At 38.8% G+C, this 17,150-nt stretch carries 17 protein-coding genes; 2 read left to right on the top strand and 15 right to left on the bottom strand.

All coding sequences use genetic code 11. From position 1 onward, the window contains the following. The first annotated feature begins 11 nt into the window (after nt 1-11). Nucleotides 12-2,357 carry a transglycosylase domain-containing protein gene (locus MKX69_RS03975; RefSeq protein WP_341008889.1) on the top strand — a complete coding sequence of 782 codons (2,346 nt, stop codon included), beginning with the start codon at nt 12-14 and terminating at the stop codon, nt 2,355-2,357. A 335-nt stretch (nt 2,358-2,692) separates the two neighbouring features. Here MKX69_RS03975 and ccpA read toward each other — a convergent pair whose 3' ends face one another. Beyond that, on the bottom strand, nt 2,693-3,694 hold the full coding sequence (ccpA, locus tag MKX69_RS03970; RefSeq protein WP_002291653.1) for a catabolite control protein A: 1,002 nt from the start codon (nt 3,692-3,694) through the stop codon (nt 2,693-2,695). 209 nt (nt 3,695-3,903) lie between these two features. On the opposite strand from ccpA, the gene MKX69_RS03965 reads away from it, so the two are divergent. Further along, nucleotides 3,904-5,010: an aminopeptidase P family protein gene (locus MKX69_RS03965; RefSeq protein ID WP_341008887.1), complete on the top strand. Its 1,107-nt coding sequence runs from the start codon at nt 3,904-3,906 to the stop codon at nt 5,008-5,010. A 58-nt stretch (nt 5,011-5,068) separates the two neighbouring features. On the opposite strand, the gene MKX69_RS03960 is transcribed toward MKX69_RS03965, so the two are convergent. From MKX69_RS03960 to pstB (MKX69_RS03895), 14 genes are all read right to left on the bottom strand, one after another. After that, complete coding sequence (locus tag MKX69_RS03960; RefSeq protein ID WP_002294968.1) at nt 5,069-5,671, bottom strand: YtxH domain-containing protein; 603 nt, start codon at nt 5,669-5,671, stop codon at nt 5,069-5,071. Nucleotides 5,672-5,673: 2 nt separating this feature from the next. Further along, entirely contained in the window at nt 5,674-6,114 is a 441-nt protein-coding gene (locus MKX69_RS03955) for a DUF948 domain-containing protein (RefSeq protein ID WP_002289575.1), read from the bottom strand. 124 nt (nt 6,115-6,238) lie between these two features. Then, nucleotides 6,239-7,177, bottom strand: coding sequence for a UTP--glucose-1-phosphate uridylyltransferase GalU (gene galU, locus MKX69_RS03950; RefSeq protein WP_002289574.1), 939 nt, complete (start codon nt 7,175-7,177; stop codon nt 6,239-6,241). A gap of 14 nt (nt 7,178-7,191) precedes the next feature. Continuing rightward, on the bottom strand, nt 7,192-8,217 hold the full coding sequence (locus MKX69_RS03945; RefSeq protein ID WP_002325060.1) for an NAD(P)H-dependent glycerol-3-phosphate dehydrogenase: 1,026 nt from the start codon (nt 8,215-8,217) through the stop codon (nt 7,192-7,194). A 43-nt stretch (nt 8,218-8,260) separates the two neighbouring features. Beyond that, the gene (lgt, locus tag MKX69_RS03940; RefSeq protein WP_113841081.1) at nt 8,261-9,091 is read right to left on the bottom strand and encodes a prolipoprotein diacylglyceryl transferase; all 831 of its coding nucleotides are present in this window, start codon (nt 9,089-9,091) and stop codon (nt 8,261-8,263) included. A gap of 14 nt (nt 9,092-9,105) precedes the next feature. Next, entirely contained in the window at nt 9,106-10,044 is a 939-nt protein-coding gene (gene hprK / locus MKX69_RS03935; RefSeq protein WP_002289568.1) for an HPr(Ser) kinase/phosphatase, read from the bottom strand. Nucleotides 10,045-10,210: 166 nt separating this feature from the next. Further along, a complete protein-coding gene (locus MKX69_RS03930) occupies nt 10,211-10,561 on the bottom strand; it encodes a phage holin family protein (protein ID WP_002289566.1) in 351 nt (116 codons plus the stop codon). Beyond that, nucleotides 10,561-10,881 carry a PspC domain-containing protein gene (locus tag MKX69_RS03925; RefSeq protein ID WP_002294972.1) on the bottom strand — a complete coding sequence of 107 codons (321 nt, stop codon included), beginning with the start codon at nt 10,879-10,881 and terminating at the stop codon, nt 10,561-10,563. The genes MKX69_RS03930 and MKX69_RS03925 overlap by 1 nt, the downstream gene beginning before the upstream one ends. 296 nt (nt 10,882-11,177) lie before the next feature. Next, the gene (gene liaX / locus MKX69_RS03920) at nt 11,178-12,746 is read right to left on the bottom strand and encodes a daptomycin-sensing surface protein LiaX (protein ID WP_341008880.1); all 1,569 of its coding nucleotides are present in this window, start codon (nt 12,744-12,746) and stop codon (nt 11,178-11,180) included. A 99-nt stretch (nt 12,747-12,845) separates the two neighbouring features. Then, complete coding sequence (locus MKX69_RS03915; RefSeq protein ID WP_341008878.1) at nt 12,846-13,613, bottom strand: YibE/F family protein; 768 nt, start codon at nt 13,611-13,613, stop codon at nt 12,846-12,848. Continuing rightward, nucleotides 13,610-14,641 carry a YibE/F family protein gene (locus MKX69_RS03910; RefSeq protein ID WP_445666850.1) on the bottom strand — a complete coding sequence of 344 codons (1,032 nt, stop codon included), beginning with the start codon at nt 14,639-14,641 and terminating at the stop codon, nt 13,610-13,612. Before MKX69_RS03910 ends, MKX69_RS03915 begins: the two co-directional genes overlap by 4 nt. A gap of 237 nt (nt 14,642-14,878) precedes the next feature. Further along, nucleotides 14,879-15,556 (bottom strand): phosphate signaling complex protein PhoU, encoded by a 678-nt coding sequence (gene phoU, locus MKX69_RS03905; protein WP_002289490.1) that lies wholly within the window; start codon nt 15,554-15,556, stop codon nt 14,879-14,881. Between the two features lie 12 nt (nt 15,557-15,568). Further along, nucleotides 15,569-16,327, bottom strand: coding sequence for a phosphate ABC transporter ATP-binding protein PstB (gene pstB, locus MKX69_RS03900; protein WP_002289489.1), 759 nt, complete (start codon nt 16,325-16,327; stop codon nt 15,569-15,571). 15 nt (nt 16,328-16,342) lie between these two features. Then, complete coding sequence (gene pstB / locus MKX69_RS03895; RefSeq protein WP_002289486.1) at nt 16,343-17,149, bottom strand: phosphate ABC transporter ATP-binding protein PstB; 807 nt, start codon at nt 17,147-17,149, stop codon at nt 16,343-16,345. Between the last annotated feature and the right edge of the window lies 1 nt (nt 17,150).

Genomic DNA, 17,150 nt, shown 5'->3' with positions numbered 1-17,150 from the left:
AGGTGACCCTTTTGCCACGCAAAAATACTCGAAAAAAACAGAATAGAAGAAAAAAAGAAAAATGGTTTGTTCCTAAGATTATTTTTAGAGTTTTTCAATCATTGACTGTTTTTATTACTGTTCTTCTTTTGATGTTCGCAGCTCTAGGTATTGGAATAGGCGCTGGCTATTTTGCCTATCTCGTCGAAGACACACAATTGCCGACTAAAAAAGCACTGCAGACAGAACTAGGAAACATTACAGAAACGTCAAAGATTGTTTATGCAGATAATACAGAGATATCAAAAATCCAGACAGATCTGATGCGCACGACTATTTCATCTGATAAAATTTCACCTTTATTGAAAACTGCAATTATCAGCACAGAGGATGAATACTTCGATAAACACCAAGGTTACGTTCCTAAAGCTGTTTTACGAGCATTAGTATCTGAAGCTACTGGTATTGGCTCTTCTGGTGGATCAACTTTGACACAGCAATTAGTCAAACAGCAGATCCTTACAGATGAAACAACATTCAAACGTAAAGCAAACGAGATCATTCTTTCTGCACAAGTAGAAAAATACTTTTCAAAAGATGAGATCATTGCTACGTATTTGAATGTCTCACCATTTGGTCGTAATAATAAGGGACAAAACATTGCTGGAGTCCAGGAAGCTGCAAGAGGAATCTTTGGTGTAGATGCAAAAGATGTGACACTGCCGCAAGCTGCTTACATCGCTGGATTACCCCAAAGCCCGATCACGTATAGTCCATACACGAACACAGGCGCGCTAAAAGAAGATCTTTCTGCCGGCCTTGCCAGAAAAGATTTTGTTTTATTCAGTATGTATCGTGAAGGCCAAATTACGAAAGAACAATACGAAGAAGCAAAAGCCTATGACCTTACAAAAGACTTTCTACCACAACAAATCGCAGAACAGACTGACAGAGAATTCTTGTATTATACTGTGATGAATGAAGCAACAAGAATCATTGCACAACAATTGGCTGAAAAAGACAACGCTGATATGTCTGATTCATCGATCAGTGACGCTTATTATCAAAAGGCACAGCAAACGATCCAAAATAAAGGATATACAATCCATTCGACAATCGATAAAGATGTCTATGCTGCATTGCAAAATGGCGTAGAAAATTATGGATACATGTTAGATGATGGTGCTGGCAGTCAAGTAGAAACCGGAAATGTATTGATGGATAACAGAACTGGCCGCATCTACGGATTCGTTGGCGGACGGAATTACAGTCAGAATCAAAATAACCATGCCTTCGATACAGAACGTCAAGCTGGCTCATCAATCAAACCAGTTCTTATTTACGGACCTGCAATCGACATGGGGCTTATCGGATCAGAATCCCGTGTATCAGATTATGCAACAACTTGGCAAGAAGGAGAAAATGCTGGCGAGAAAATCGTCAATGCTACTAACGAAGGATCGAACACCTTCCAAACCGTCCGTGAGTCACTAGAATGGTCCAACAATATCCCAGCTTATCACTTATATCAAGATGTGTTGAATTCCGGTGGATCGAAACAATATGCTTACGAGCACTACTTGGCAAAGATGAACTACCCGGCAAATGACAATTGGGGCGTTGAATCTGCTCCTTTAGGTACAGTAGATGTCACGACGCTTCAACAGACCAATGGATTTCAGGCTTTAGCAAACGGCGGCGTCTATGAAGAAGGCTATATCATCGATTCCATCACAGATAACGCAGGAAATGTAATTTATAAACACGAAAGCAACTCTGTCCGGATCTATTCGGAAGCAACGGCATCGATCATGAATGACATGATGCGCAGTGTGATCAATGCAAAAATCACTACACCATTCAAAGATGCCATCTCAAGCTTAAACGGAAATCTAGGAAAAGCAGATTGGGTCGGAAAAACTGGTTCTACCAATGAATACCGAGATTCATGGCTAATTGTCTCTACTCCGTCTATTACCATCAGTAGCTGGGCAGGGCACGATGACAATACTGGAATGGACAGCAAAGCAAGGATTCGTTCGGCTAATTATCTTGCCAATCTGATCAATCAAGCTTACCAAGCAAAACCTGACATTTTTGGCACTGATGAGAAATTCGAATTATCATCTGATGTGATGAAGAAAAAAGTATCTGGATTTACTGGTCAAACACCTGGAAAAGTTACTGTCAATAAAAAATCCATCCAAACACCAGGAAAAACAGTTGAATCGCTATGGGCGAAAAATGGACCGAAGAAAAGCGCCTTTAAATTTGGTGTTGGCGGTACCGATGAAAACTATACAGATTACTGGAACACCGCTTCAGCTTATGCAAGAGCGAATCAAGCAACCAAAGAATCAGATGAGAAAGATGATTGATTTAATAGAATACACAGTAATAAGGGATTGTGACAATAGTATTGTCACAGTCCCTTATTTTTTTGATGGTGGTGAATATAATGCAGCATCTATACACGGATTGTTTTATATACGATAAATGTAATTTCAACCACTTTCTCTCTTTTTTAAGACAAAAAAAAGGATTATAACAAAATTTTGTCATAACCCCTTTTCCCGAATAAACGGTGTTCTCCTGCCAACTCCGAATCACGAGTCACAATATTCATCAAACATGAGATGCTGTTTTTTGAAATTGCTCCTTGTAACGTAGAGTTAAACGGCAGGCTCACAACCTCTGAATGGTTGTCCTTTTATTATTTTGTAGATCCTTTTTCTTCGATTCCATAAGGCAAGATAATCGTTTTTTCTTCGACTTCTTCTTTATTCATCATTTTTGTCAATAGGCGCATAGATACCGCCCCTAAATCGTATAATGGTTGTGTGATACTTGTTAAACGAGGACGAGCTACTTCTGTCAGTAGTGAATTGTTACTTGTGATGATTTCGAATTCTTCCGGTACTTTCACGCCACGGTCTAATAAACCATCCAAAATACCGATGGCTAATTCATCATCTGAAACATAGACAGCTGTTGCACCGCTATTATGGATCCGATCGACTAGAGATAGGCCATCTTTGAAGTTGTATTGTGCTTCAAAGATCAATCCTTCGCTATATGGTAGGTTATTTTCGCTTAATGCTTCTTTATAGCCTTTCAGACGATTTTGTCCATTGATAGGATCGATCAACGCACCACTGACAAAAGCGATTTTTTTATTGCCGCTTTTTGCCAATTTGTTTACTGCATCTTTTGTTGCTGATACATAATCAATGTTTACGCTACCTACTTGTTCATCTGGATCAATAGAGCCAGCTAATACAACAGGAGTTTTTGAACGTGAAAATTCTCCACGGATTTCGTCTGTGATATGGTGACCCATGAAGATCACGCCGTCCACTTGCTTAGCCAGTAAGTTATTCAATACATTGACTTCTTTTTGGTCGTTACCATCTGAATTTGCTAAGATAATATTGTATTTGTACATTGTTGCCACATCATCGATACCACGTGCTAAAGAAGCAAAGAACATATTGCTGACATCAGGGATGATTACCCCAACTGTTGTTGTTTTCTTACTTGCCAAGCCACGCGCAACTGCGTTTGGACGATAATCCAAGCGATCGATAACTTCCAAGACTTTTTTTCTTGTTGCTGGTTTGACGTTTGGATTGCCATTTACGACACGTGAAACAGTAGCCATCGAAACATTTGCCTCTCTCGCTACATCATAGATAGTGATTGTTTGCTTTTCCATTTGTGTTCTCCTATTCATATTTTATATGTTTTCTGAAAATACGTCTTACATTTCTAAAATAGAATATCAAATAATCTCAAGAATTGCAACCGTTTTATCTCTGTTTTCATGAAAATTTTTACTTTTTTCAGTTTTTAGAACGTTGGTCTTTTAATAAATCAGTGGTACAATTATTGAATACAAAATTAATTTAGAAAGTAGGTTGCCAAATGAATAACGTAAAAATCAATGAACTACGTCAATGGATGGCACAACACCAAGTCGAATTGGCTTATATCAGCGACCCTGGCCACATCGCTTACTTTTCCGGATACGAAAGTGATCCTCATGAGCGTGTACTAGCTCTTTTTATCCCTCTTGAACAAGATCCTTTCCTTTTCACTCCTGCTTTGGAAGTTGAAGATGCTCAAAACAGTAGTTGGGCGTATGATGTCCGTGGCTATTTAGACAGCGAAAACCCTTGGGAGATCATCGGAAAAGAGCTTCGCGCACGCTATGGGCAACCTGGTAATGTAGGGATTGAAAAGAATGCTCTGACTGTCGATCGCTTCGATGCTATCTCTGATATCTTGACGGGAACGGATTCTTACACTGATCTAACTTCCATCATCCAACGTCTACAACTGATTAAAACTCTAGAGGAAAAAGATAAACTGATCGAAGCTGGTAAATGGGCCGATGTTGCATTTGAGATTGGCTTTAAAGCAGTGAAAGAAGGCGTGACTGAACAAGCGATCATTGCAGAAATTGAATACCAATTGAAAAAACAAGGTGTTTCACAAATGTCTTTCGACACATTAGTCCTTGCAGGAGCAAATGCTGCAAGCCCTCATGGTACACCAGGAAACACGAAGATTTCACCGAATGAACTTGTGTTATTCGATCTTGGCGTTGTTTGGAATGGCTATTGCAGTGATGCTACTCGTACAATTGCTTATCAAAAACCAACCGACTTCCAAGAAAAAATCTACAACATCACTCTTGAAGCACAGCTTGCCGCACAAGAAGCCGTCCGTCCAGGTGTGACAGCAGGTGAACTTGATCAAATCGCACGAAACGTGATCAACAGCTATGGCTACGGCGAATATTTCAATCACCGTTTAGGTCACGGGATCGGAACAACCGTCCACGAATTCCCTTCCCTTGTAGAAGGAAATGACTTAGTAATCGAAGAAGGGATGTGCTTCTCTCTTGAACCAGGAATCTATATTCCTGAAAAAGTAGGGGTACGTATCGAAGACTGTGTATATGTGACAAGCGATGGCTGTGTGCCATTCACGACTACACCAAAAGAATTACTTGTTTTAGAAAAATAAGAGTAAAAAAGGTGAGAGCTAGTCCGCTCCCACCTTTTTATTCTATAAATTTGTGATTTTAGTGATTTGTAGATGAATCTGTCATTGTATCTTTTATTTCTTTTTTAGCTTCTTTCGCATCTTCTTTTGCCATTTTCATCATTTCTTTTGTGTCATCTGCAACTGGTTTTGCTTCTGACATTCCTTCATTGACAGTGTCTCCTGCTTTACCAGCAGCGTCTTTTACATCAATCATGATATCTTCTGAAGTATCTTTAGCAATACTTCCTAATTCATCTGCAGGTTTTTTCATATCTTCTGCCGTTTTTTTGAAACGATTAGATAAGTCAGCTGATTGTTCTTTAAGATTTAACAAGATATCGTCAGATTCACTTCCTGCTTCATCTGCTGATTCACTTACTTTTTGTTTGACACTACCTGCTAGATCACCTGCTTGTTGAGAAAGATCTTGCGCTTTTTCTTTTGCAATACCTGTTAACTCAGTCGATTTTTCTTTCGCCATATCTGTGTAATCTGAAGCCATATCCATCAAATCATCCGCTTGGGCAGCTAATTCATCCCGAAGTTCTTTACCAGATTTTGGTGCTAACAATAACGCGGCGATTGCTGCGGCTGTGCCTCCGACTACTGCACCTAATAAAAATCCACCTTTTTTAGCCATTTTTATTTTCCTCCTGTCGTTTCAGTATGTTTTTTGTTTTTAAAAAATTTCATCGCTGTCCCACCGACTTTTCCGGCAACCGTCGCTTTAGCTGTCGTTTTACCGATTCCGCCGACTTTCGTCGCGATGTTTTTACTAGAATGATTAAGTTCTGATACACTTTCACTTAAATCAGCAACTGCTGTGAACAATGGATCGATCGTTGCGACTTTTCCATTGATATCCAAGAGCAGTTCATTACTTTTGACCAGTAAGCCTTCTACTTGTCTAGACAAAAGATCTACGTCTTTTGTGACGATTTCGATCGTCGTATTTGCTTCTGCTACAGTCTGATCTACTTTTTCTAAAGTTTTAGAAACTTGCAACAACACACGAACGATAAAAACGACAAGTATCGCAAAGGCGATTGCTGCGATCAATCCTGCAATTTCTCCTCCTGACATGATCAAACTCCCTTCTTGTCTCTCTTTTCTATAAGGATAGCATTTTCGTGTTTTTTAAACAAATAAAAACGAGCTTCAACTACTTTTTATTCAATTAGCAGCTGAAGCTCGTTAGAAAAAAGGGTTATTTTTTCTTTTCTTCTTTGATTTCTGTTATTCCTTTTGGATTATGATCGATCTTGCTTCCTTCTGCTTCTAATGTTTTACCTAAAGACAGGATGTACTCACGTAAAGGTGCACCTACTTCTGGATGTGTTAGACCATATTCAATACTTGTTTTCATAAAACCAAATTTGTCACCGACATCGTAACGTTTACCTGTGAATTTACGGGCAAATACACGTTGTGTTTTATTCAATGTATCGATTGCGTCAGTTAGTTGGATTTCATTTCCGGCTCCTGGTTGTTGCTCGGACAATACATCAAAAATTTCTGGAGTCAATAAGTAACGTCCAATAATAGCTAAATCACTTGGTGCTTTGCTTGGATCTGGTTTTTCAACAAAGTTTTTGACATTGTATAACCCATCTTCCAATACTTCTCCTGGATTGATAATTCCGTATTTTGAAGTTTCATCATGAGGAACTTGCATAACGGCGATCGTAGAAGCATGAGTACGTTCGTAATCATCGATTAATTGCTGTGTCAATGGTACTTCGTCTTCCATGATATCATCGCCTAGCATAACGACAAATGGTTCATTTCCAATAAAGGCTCTTGCTTGAAGAACGGCATGTCCTAAACCCTTTGGATGAGATTGACGGATGAAATGCAAATTGACATCTGTCGTTTCTTCTACTAATTTCAATAATTCGGTCTTTCCTTTTTCACTTAGGTTTGTTTCTAATTCAATATTTGAATCAAAGTGATCTTCGATTGGTCGTTTAGCTTTTCCTGTAACGATCAAGATGTCTTCGATTCCTGATTTCAACGCTTCTTCAACGATGAACTGGATTGTTGGTTTATCAACAATTGGCAACATTTCCTTTGCCATAGCTTTTGTTGCTGGTAAAAATCTTGTTCCTAATCCTGCTGCTGGAATAACTGCTTTTTTGACTTTCATATACATTCGCTCCTTCAAAAAATTGTTAATGAGAATTCATTTTCTTTTTTCCCATCACGTAACATGATTTCTTTTGCGGCTGTTTTGATTTCTTTTTGTTCATACAGCACTTCATAGATTGTTTGAGTGATGGGCATTTCGATTTCCATCATTTGGGCTAGTTCCATCGCTGCTTGGGTAGTATTCACACCTTCAACGACCATTCCCATATTGGCTAGCACCTCTTCTAGGGGCTGCCCTTGTCCTAACAAGTTGCCTGCGCGCCAGTTCCTAGAATGAACACTTGTGCAAGTAACGACTAGATCGCCTACTCCGCTTAATCCGATAAAGGTCAGCGGGTTGGCACCCATTGCTACACCTAAACGGCTGATCTCAGCTAATCCGCGCGTCATGATTGCTGCCTTTGCATTATCGCCAAACCCTAAGCCGTGAATAGCGCCAGCACCAATAGCAATAATATTTTTCAAAGCTGCCCCCATCTCTACACCGATCACATCAGGATTGGTATAGATCCGAAAATAGTTATTCATGAACAGCTCTTGTACATATTTTGCTGCTTTTGCATCTGTACTTGCAGCTGTGATCGTAGTGATGTCATGTTTCGCTACTTCTTCTGCATGGCTTGGTCCAGAAAGAACAACAACAGCTTTTCTTTTTTCTGCTGGGATTTCCTCTAACAAGATGTCAGAGATCCTTTTATGTGTTCCCTGTTCTAATCCTTTACTTGCATGGATGATCACTGGCTTTGTATTCAATTTAGGCACTAGTTCTTTTGCAACAGAACGTATTGCTTTCGTTGGAATGACGAATAGCACCGCATCTGCATCTTTTACTGCATCTTCCATATTGGTGAATGCTTGGATGGAATCGGGTAGATAATGATCTGGTAAATAACGTTGATTCGTGTGTTGGGTGTTGATTTCTTCTACTTGTGAAGCACGATGTCCCCAAATCCGAACGTCATGTCCGTTTTCGGCGAGGACTTGTGCCAAAGCAGTACCCCAAGAGCCTGGTCCTAAAACCGCTACTCTATAATTCATTTTACCACTCCTGAAATTTTTTTCATTTTTTACGCTCTAAAAATCAGATAATTTGTTGATTTTTTCCTAATGAGCGGTCATAATCCGGTAAATTTCCTTTTTTTCTGCGCCAAATAAATAGAATCAATGTACCGACAAATAACACAGCAGATAATAATTGAGAAATACGGATCACACCTAAAAAGTAAAGACTGTCTGTACGTAATCCTTCAATAAAGAAACGCCCGAAACTATACCACATTAGATAACATAAAAGGACTTCGCCTTTTTTCAAAAGGTGTGGTTTCTTTCGTAAAAACAAAAGCAAAATAAATCCAATAAAACTCCAAAGTGATTCATAAAGAAATGTTGGTTGACGATAGATCCCTTCGATATACATATTATCAATGATGAATTGCGGTAAATGCAGACTTTCTAAGAAGCTTCGCGTCGTGTCTGGTCCATATGCTTCGTGGTTCATGAAATTTCCCCAACGACCGATTGCCTGTGCTAATAATACACTTGGTGCAGCGATATCTAAAAAAGTCCACAAAGAAATAAAATGATATTTAGTAAAAAAATACAGCGTGATCGCGCCTGCAATCAGTCCGCCATAAATAGCTAAGCCTCCTGAACGGATATTGAATATTTGGATTGGATCAGCTATATACTGGGGAAGATCAAATAAAACATAATATAAGCGAGCGCCAATAATGGAGATAGGCAATCCCCACAACATAAAATCTGTCACATCATCTGCTTTTAATCCTACCCGAACAGCCTCTCTGCTGCTAAGCCACATGGCGATAATGATACCTGATACGATGATCAATGCATACCAGTAGATAGGAATCCCTACAAGCTCAAAAGCAACTCGATTGATTTGTGCTAACATATTGTCACTCCTTGCTAGTCGTTGCCTGAGTTTTCTTCAATCAAGCGACTTAATCTTTCTTCAAATGTTTTCGTTGCGTCAAAGCCCATTGTACGTGCACGGAAATTCATCGCGGCTACTTCAATGATGATTGCAACGTTTCGTCCTGTTTTGACAGGGATTTTTATTTGTGGAATGCCCACTTCCGCGATTTCAACGGTCGTGTCTTCAGAGCCCAGACGGTCGTATTTCTTATCTTTTGCCCATGCTTCCAGATAAACAGCCAACTGGACTTGCATAGAGCCACGTACCGCACTCGCACCAAAAAGATTCATTACATCAATGATCCCTATTCCTCGGATTTCAATCAGATGTTCCAGGATTTTAGGCGGTTCTCCGATCACCGTTAATTCATCTTGCTGATAGACATCTACTCGATCGTCTGCGATCAATCGATGACCGCGTTTGATCAACTCCAACGCTGTTTCACTTTTTCCTATCCCACTATCACCTTGAATCAGTACACCTAATCCGTAAACATCCACTAAAACACCGTGGACACTTGTTCGAGGGGCAAGGCGACCATCTAAATAACTGGATAATTCTCCTAATAAACGAGAAGTTGAGATGGGAGAACGCAGTACAGCTATCCCATTTTCATTTGCTGCCTGGATCATTTCTTCTGGAGCTGGTAATCCTCTTGAAATAATAAATGCGGGCATATCTTCACTACATAATCTTCTCATGATGATCAAACGCTCTTCTGGGATCATCCGTTCCGCAAAACTGATTTCTTTACTGCCAAATAGCTGTAAACGATTATGGGAATAATAATTAAAATAACCAGTCAACTCTAGTCCTGGGCGTGAGATGTCCCCAGTTACGATGACACGGTCTAAGCTTTTCTCGTCGCCTGTCACGATTTCCAAAGATAATTTTTTCACTAATTGGCTAACTTTTACAACTTCTGACATTCATGCTACCTCATTTCTATTAGAGTGTTCTCTATCATTTTATCATTGTCTAGCCAAAAGTACTACCAATTAAAAAAAACGTTTTTATTTAATTACCAATGTAATAGAAAACGCATTCCTGATTCTAAATAAAAAAACTGCGCCGATAGTTCGGCACAGCTTTCTTTTATTTTCTACTGTTATGTTCGCTGACAATTACATTGACAAGCGACATCAAGATAGCTACTAACAACGCTGCACCGAATGAAGAAAAACTAAAATGTTCTGCTCCCACAAAAAAGGAGGTCATTTTAAGAATCGCTGCATTGATAACAAACGTAAACAAACCCAATGTGACTAATGTAAAGGGCAGGGACAGTATCGTCAAAATCGGTTTGACAAACATATTCAACACAGACAATACGAAGCTGGCAAGAACGGCCGTCCAAATACTGCTTACATGGACCATCGCAGGAAAAAGAACAGCCAATGATATGAATGTTAACGTATTAACTAAAATACGTTGAAAGTACGACATTAAAAGTCACTCCATTCGTCATCATCGATTTTTTCCGCTTCTTTGCGTTTTTTTGTTTGTTCACGAGTTTGTTCACGATAATTGTTTTTTTCATAATATGCATTGTTATGTCCATAGTTTGTTCGTGCAGAACGCGCCGATGGGATAATCAAAGCTAATAAAATGTATAAAATGATTGGACTTCCAAAAGCAACTAAGCTCAGGAATACATAAAGCACACGGATAACAGTCGGATCAATCCCGATGTATTCTCCTATTCCTGCTAAAGTCCCTGTCAAAACAACATTTTTATTGGATTTTGTCAACTTTTTTTTCATCATGTCTCACCTCTGTTCTACTATTTTAAATGAAGAAAATCGTTGTGACAACCTTCTTCTTAATCGGTGTCTCTCTGCAAAATTCTCGGTCACAAATTACCATATTCATAAAACGTGACGAGCTTTTTCTGAAATTATTCCTTGTGACTCGGCGATAAGTGGCAAGTTCATAATCTCTTGGTAAACGGTGTTCAAGAGATAGCCTATCGGCAATAAGGCACAATTTTGTAAAATAGGGGAAGCTATTTTACAAAATCGCTTCTTATTGCTCAAGGCTGAACATCTCTTTCACAACCTCTTTATTTATCTGTATCTTTTAAATAGATACTTCCTGTTGTCGTTGAAAGTTGCACTTGCGCGATTTCACCCTCTGAAACACGACGGAATTGCAACATTTGGTTTGTCCGTTCTTTTTTCTCACGAACTACTTCGTAATTGGACAGACGGCTATTGATACTTCCAAGACTTGTTTTAGCATGTCCTTCCAAACCGATGCTATCTGGTAAAGCGACTTTGACATTTCCGTTCACTGAACTTGCTTCTATTTTTTTCAAATTATCTTCTTTAATCGTAAGACGTACATCACCATTTACTAAAGACACAGAAAGATTTTCTGCTGTCGCACCAAATGTCACTGTACCATTTACTGTTTCGATAATAGAATCTAAGATGTTCCCGTTTCGAATATCGATATTGCCGTTTACACCTTCTACTTCCAGCATCGTTGCAGTTAATTGGTCCACGATGATGTTACCATTCGTAGATTTTGTATAAATATCTTTAGCTTCCAATGTTTCAATCATGATGTTGCCATTTAGAAGTTTAATAGCTGCGTGGTCGTATACTCGTTTAGGTAAGTAGAAAACAAGGTCTGCACGCACACGTTTATTTGGAATTTGGAAGGAGATATGATCTTCATTAACCTCAATCTGGCTCCGTTCAGAGAATGCTTCAAATGGTTTAGCACCCATTTTTCCGTAAAGTTTGATCTTAGCTTCAACTTTCACATCGTTGCTGTCCCACGTTTTTAACGTCACGTTTCCGTTTGCTGCCTTGATATCAAGGATACTTGCTGCAGGAGCTTCATAGTAAAATTCATGCTCAAATTTCGTTGTCGCAATCCCAGGGACACGTAAGCTGACATCTTTCCATTCCATGTTGTCATTCACTGTTTCTGAAACAGTTTGGAATGTTTTCTTCAAGAATTTTCCTAACTGTGATCCAGCTTCTGACATTTTTTCGCCTACTTGATTCAGTGTATCTGTTGCTTGATCTTTCCAATCATCTGGCAATTCAAACTTATCAGTAAACGTTTCTCTTTTCTCAGACCATTGATTCTTACGGATATCTTTTAATTCTGCTTCTAATTTCAATTGTTCTTCTAACAGTGTATCGCCACTAGCTTCTAACTCTTTGATTTCTGCTTCTAACGTCTGACGCTGTGCTAATTCTTCTTCTGTCAACTCGCCTAATTCTTCTTTTGTATTCAGCTGCATCAATGCTTCCTGTTTCTCATTGCGTGCTGCCTTATTGTCAGCGAATTGAGCATTTACTTCATCTAGACGCGCCGAAGTTTTATTCACTTCAGTTGCTAGTTCATCTAAGATCTTTTCTAAGTTTTCTTGATCTTGTCTTTCTCTTTCCTTTGGATCAACTGGCTCAGAAATTTCTTCTTCGCCGTTTTCAAGTTTATCGATCAATTGACTTGCCTGATCTTTTTCTTTATGACTAGCAGTTACCTTGTCTGCTTCTTTTTTGATTTGCTTTTCGTCTTTTTCAGTTGCCATGCTTTCTAATAAATCTAAGCCTTCTTCAGTCGAAAGGATTCCTTTTTTCACTAAATCTAAAATACGTTCTCTTTCTTTCATGGAAATTGCCTCCTTAAGCAAAATTGTTTGCAAGCTTTTCCTTACATCCATATTATGCACTGATTCAGTAAAAATGTCATAGGACTTAAGTTGTAACTTTTACTCCATCTTGAGTTGTTCTTTCTTTTTTGTAAAGAGATATGCTGTAGTCATGCAGGTTAAAGGAAGAACAAGTAGTGCGGACAATGTGGTAAGAATAGCCATCGTATATTCTAGAACAAATGATTTTTCATTGATCACTTGCTGAAAAGGAATGTCTAAATCAATAAACCAGAGGATCAACGCTAAAGAACTTCCCATGAATGCAAAAAGAAGTGTCATTACTGTTGACGCCAATATTTTTTTAGCAATAGCGAAACTAGAATGGCGCAATTGGTAAAAAGATAATTGCGGATTTGCCTGATATACTTCGAATGTCCCACTAGAAATTGCTACACTAGCATCTAAAACAGCACCACTAAGACTAATCAGAAGCAACGATCTCGTAAGTAATCTAAAATCAATCGCTAAAGTCTTATCTAAGCCAGATAATTCTTCTAGTTCTACCGATGTAAAACCTTGGATCGCTAAAAAATCAGTGATAGGAAGCAATAGTAGGAAACAAAATAAAAAGATCAGTATACTCACAAAAGCTGCACGCATTTTTAGATTATAACCGTTGATAAAAAATAAGATAACCACAGCAATCAATAAAAATCCTATGACCGACAATGCCAGTATCGGCCACTTCTGATGATAACCGAATAACAACAGGAAAAAGATCCCTAAATTGATGAATAAGCCTAAAATAATATACATACCTTGCGTACCGCCAATAAGTAGCACGCTGATTGCTAAAATCCCAACAAGTATAATAAGTACATTCATCGTTTCAGCCTCCTTACAGTCAGAAAAAAGAGGACCGAGACAGGGATCGATAATACTATTCCTAAGTTGCCAGCAATGACGCGTAAAAATTCCAATGATAAATGCTGTTCTATCGTTTCTTTGAATGACCATTGATTTCCTAAATATAAAAGAAGCGATGGAACTGACCCACTGATATAGACGAACAAAAGGATATTGGTCACCGAGCCAATCACATCTCGACCCACTTGCCTTCCTGAAAGCCATAACTGTTTCGCTGTTATTTCTGGTTGTCGCTTAGTCAATTCTTCTAATGTCGCAATGACTATGATAACGGTATCGAGTGTTCCTCCAGCTGTTCCAATCAGTACGCTAGAAAGAAAAACAGAACGATACGGTCGTGTCAGATAATTCAGTTCCTCATAGCGCAGTCCTTGGCCTTTCCAATGATTCATTGTCAAAAGACAAATAAAAAATGCTAAAAAAACACTCGTAACCGCAGCTGAAATTTTGATTATACTGCTTCTATTCCATCCATCTAAAGCCAATATGCTAATAATCATCCCTATAACGACGAACAGGATAGATATATTTAATAGAGAAATCCCTTCTGTTTTAGTAAAGATGAGCAACAAAAGTAAAAGTAAAACGATATTGATGATGAGACTTCCTAAAGCAAATAGACCCTGTTTTCCGCCAATAAGCAACATGGCGCCAATGAAGATACTTGTGAAGAAGAAAAGCCAGCCATCATTTTTTTTTGCTACTAGCTGCCATTCATCTCCATGCATTTGGACTAGATACATTTGTCTCGCTTTTATATTTGCTGTTTCTATTTGATTTTTTTGATAAGGAACCGATAAATAAATCGATTCTCCTTTTTGATCCGTGTTCATCAGTTTTCCTGTAATCAATTGATGATCCTCTTTTATTCGTACTTTTTCGATCTCGATGACAGGTACTTCATATAAAGCAGCTTGATGCTGAATAACCCATGAAGTAAGCACACAAATAAAAAATATAGTGATGATGCTAATTTTTTTTTGCATTCTTTATCCTTTCTATGAAATGATGAAAAGGGTTTGTGACATGTTTTGTCACAAACCCTTTCCCGAATAAACGGTGTTTAAAAGCTTGCATCTGCGGTAATAAGTCCAGCCAAACGAAAAATAGGAGGAGCTATTTTTTGTTTGACTGTTCTTATTACTTGATGCAGAACAGCTTTTTCACAACCGCTGATTTCACAACCTCTTTTCCTAAACAAACGGCAGAATCACAGCTTCAGTTTAGAAAATCTCATTGTGGTTCGTATTTAACTCAGTGATTTTCCCTGTAGCCAAGTAGACGATCCATTCACAGATGTTTGTCACATAGTCTCCGATCCGTTCTAGATAACTGGCAACATTCAAGTAGTCTGTTCCACTGATGACTGTCTCAGGATTTTCCTGCATATTTTTGATTGTTGCATTATAGATTCGATTGAAATAGTCATTGACTCTTTGATCCATATTGGCGATCGTACGTGCGTCTTTTTCGTCTGTTTTGACATAAGCAACTAGGACGTTGTCCACCATTTTTTTCACATAATCGGACATATCGGAGATCTCTTTTTCGATTTCCGGTATTCTCGTCTGCCCTTTTACGCGAATCGTGGATTTAGCAACAGACACCGCATGATCGGCCATACGTTCTAAATCCGAGCTAGCTTTCATGACCGTAATGATCATACGCAAATCAGTTGTAACTGGCTGTTGCAATGCGATCATTTCAAAACTTTTCTTCTCCAAGCGTGTTTCCATGTTATTGATATTTATATCGTTTTCGATAACTTCTTGGGCTAAGATTTTATCGTGTTTGATGTATGCACGAACTGACTTGTGCACGGCGCTGCTCACCATCATCCCCATTTCGTAGAACTGATTATGGAGATTCAGCAATTCTTCTTCAAATTGTGTACGTAGCATTCCGTTTCCTCCTTATCCAAATCGACCTGAAATATAATCTTCTGTCTCTTGTTTTTCTGGATTCATGAATATCTTCTTCGTATCATTGTATTCGATCAAGTGACCATCTAGAAAGAATGCCGTCTTATCTGAAATACGTGAAGCTTGAGACATATTATGGGTCACGATGATCATCGTATACCGCTCTCTTAATTCTAACAGCATACTTTCGATTTTCCCAGTAGAAACAGGATCAAGCGCACTTGTTGGTTCATCCAATAAGATGATTTCCGGATTAACTGCCAAAACACGTGCGATACATACACGCTGCTGCTGCCCGCCGGATAAAGATAAAGCACTTTTATGCAATTTGTCTTTCACATCATCCCAAACAGACGCTGCCTTCAGGCTTTCTTCAACTACTTGATCAAGGACTTTTTTATCTTTTTCCCCTTTTAATTTCAATCCATAGATGACATTTTCATAGATAGAAAAAGGAAATGGGTTTGGCTGCTGGAATACCATGCCGATTTCTTTTCTTAGTTCAACAACATCTGTTTTTGGACCATAGATGTCTTTGTCTTTATATAAAACACTTCCGGTGATCGTTACATTCGGAATCAGGTCATTCATCCGGTTCAAAGAACGCAGATAAGTGGATTTCCCGCAACCAGAAGGACCGATCATCGCAGTGATTTCCCCTTGATTGAAACTTAGATCGATCCCTTTTAGTGCTTCTTTCTTTCCATAATACAGATGAAGATCTTTAGATGAAATAATTTCTTTTGTCATGTTGAGGCCTCCGTCTTAACCAAAATGACCGGACACATAATCTTCGGTTGCCTGAATTTTTGGTCTGGTAAATATCTTGTTAGTTTTGTCATATTCCATTACTTTTCCTAGATAGAAAAAGGCAGTATAGTCGCTGATACGAGCTGCTTGTTGCATGTTATGCGTCACGATGATGATCGTATAGTCTTCTTTCAAGTTTACAAGTGTTTCTTCAACCGTTCCTGTCGAAATAGGGTCCAAAGCACTTGCCGGCTCGTCTAGCAGCAAGATATCAGGTTTCATCGCGATCGCACGAGCAATACATAAACGTTGCTGTTGCCCACCAGATAAAGCCAAGGCACTTTTGTCCAAGCTGTCTTTTACTTGGTCCCACAAGGCAGCTTGTTTCAAGCTTGTTTCAACGATTTCATCTAATTTCTTTTTGTTTTTTTCGCCGTGCTGTTTCAAAGCAAATGTAATATTGTCATAAATCGACTTGCTGAACGGATTAGGACGTTGAAAAACCATGCCAATCCGTTTGCGCATCTCATAAACATCCACTTGAGGCGCATTAATATCTACGCCTTGATACATGATTTTCCCAGTGATTTTCGTATTAGCGATCCCATCATTCATTCGATTCAACGAACGAAGATACGTAGATTTTCCGCAGCCGGAAGGACCAATCAGTGCAGTGATCTTATTTTTTTCAAATTCCAGATCCACTCCTTTGATTGCTTCATTGTCGCCATACCAGACATGTAGATCATCCGTATATAGTGCTACTTCTTTCTCTTTTGGCATGGTGATGACATTTGTTTCATTCCAGTTATATTTTTTCATT

Origin of the sequence: Enterococcus sp. FSL R5-0957 (genome assembly GCF_038008005.1) — a bacterium.
Taxonomy (GTDB): Bacteria; Bacillota; Bacilli; order Lactobacillales; family Enterococcaceae; genus Enterococcus_B; species Enterococcus_B faecium.
The sequence above is the reverse complement of the archived record's forward strand: the minus strand, read 5'-3'. Positions and strand labels throughout refer to the sequence as shown.

Excerpts from the sequence above, each read along its gene's own strand:
- pstB (WP_002289489.1), bottom strand. The coding sequence starts at position 16,327 with ATGACAAAAGAAATTATTTCATCTAAAGATCTTCATCTGTATTATGGA.
- MKX69_RS03925 (WP_002294972.1), bottom strand. The coding sequence starts at position 10,881 with ATGATGAAAAAAAAGTTGACAAAATCCAATAAAAATGTTGTTTTGACA.
- MKX69_RS03945 (WP_002325060.1), bottom strand. The coding sequence starts at position 8,217 with ATGAATTATAGAGTAGCGGTTTTAGGACCAGGCTCTTGGGGTACTGCT.
- MKX69_RS03960 (WP_002294968.1), bottom strand. The coding sequence starts at position 5,671 with ATGGCTAAAAAAGGTGGATTTTTATTAGGTGCAGTAGTCGGAGGCACA.
- lgt (WP_113841081.1), bottom strand. The coding sequence starts at position 9,091 with ATGTTAGCACAAATCAATCGAGTTGCTTTTGAGCTTGTAGGGATTCCT.
- MKX69_RS03930 (WP_002289566.1), bottom strand. The coding sequence starts at position 10,561 with ATGTCGTACTTTCAACGTATTTTAGTTAATACGTTAACATTCATATCA.
- phoU (WP_002289490.1), bottom strand. The coding sequence starts at position 15,556 with ATGCTACGTACACAATTTGAAGAAGAATTGCTGAATCTCCATAATCAG.
- hprK (WP_002289568.1), bottom strand. The coding sequence starts at position 10,044 with ATGTCAGAAGTTGTAAAAGTTAGCCAATTAGTGAAAAAATTATCTTTG.
- pstB (WP_002289486.1), bottom strand. The coding sequence starts at position 17,149 with ATGAAAAAATATAACTGGAATGAAACAAATGTCATCACCATGCCAAAA.
- MKX69_RS03965 (WP_341008887.1), top strand. The coding sequence starts at position 3,904 with ATGAATAACGTAAAAATCAATGAACTACGTCAATGGATGGCACAACAC.
- MKX69_RS03915 (WP_341008878.1), bottom strand. The coding sequence starts at position 13,613 with ATGAATGTACTTATTATACTTGTTGGGATTTTAGCAATCAGCGTGCTA.
- MKX69_RS03955 (WP_002289575.1), bottom strand. The coding sequence starts at position 6,114 with ATGTCAGGAGGAGAAATTGCAGGATTGATCGCAGCAATCGCCTTTGCG.
- liaX (WP_341008880.1), bottom strand. The coding sequence starts at position 12,746 with ATGAAAGAAAGAGAACGTATTTTAGATTTAGTGAAAAAAGGAATCCTT.
- galU (WP_002289574.1), bottom strand. The coding sequence starts at position 7,177 with ATGAAAGTCAAAAAAGCAGTTATTCCAGCAGCAGGATTAGGAACAAGA.
- MKX69_RS03910 (WP_445666850.1), bottom strand. The coding sequence starts at position 14,641 with ATGCAAAAAAAAATTAGCATCATCACTATATTTTTTATTTGTGTGCTT.
- ccpA (WP_002291653.1), bottom strand. The coding sequence starts at position 3,694 with ATGGAAAAGCAAACAATCACTATCTATGATGTAGCGAGAGAGGCAAAT.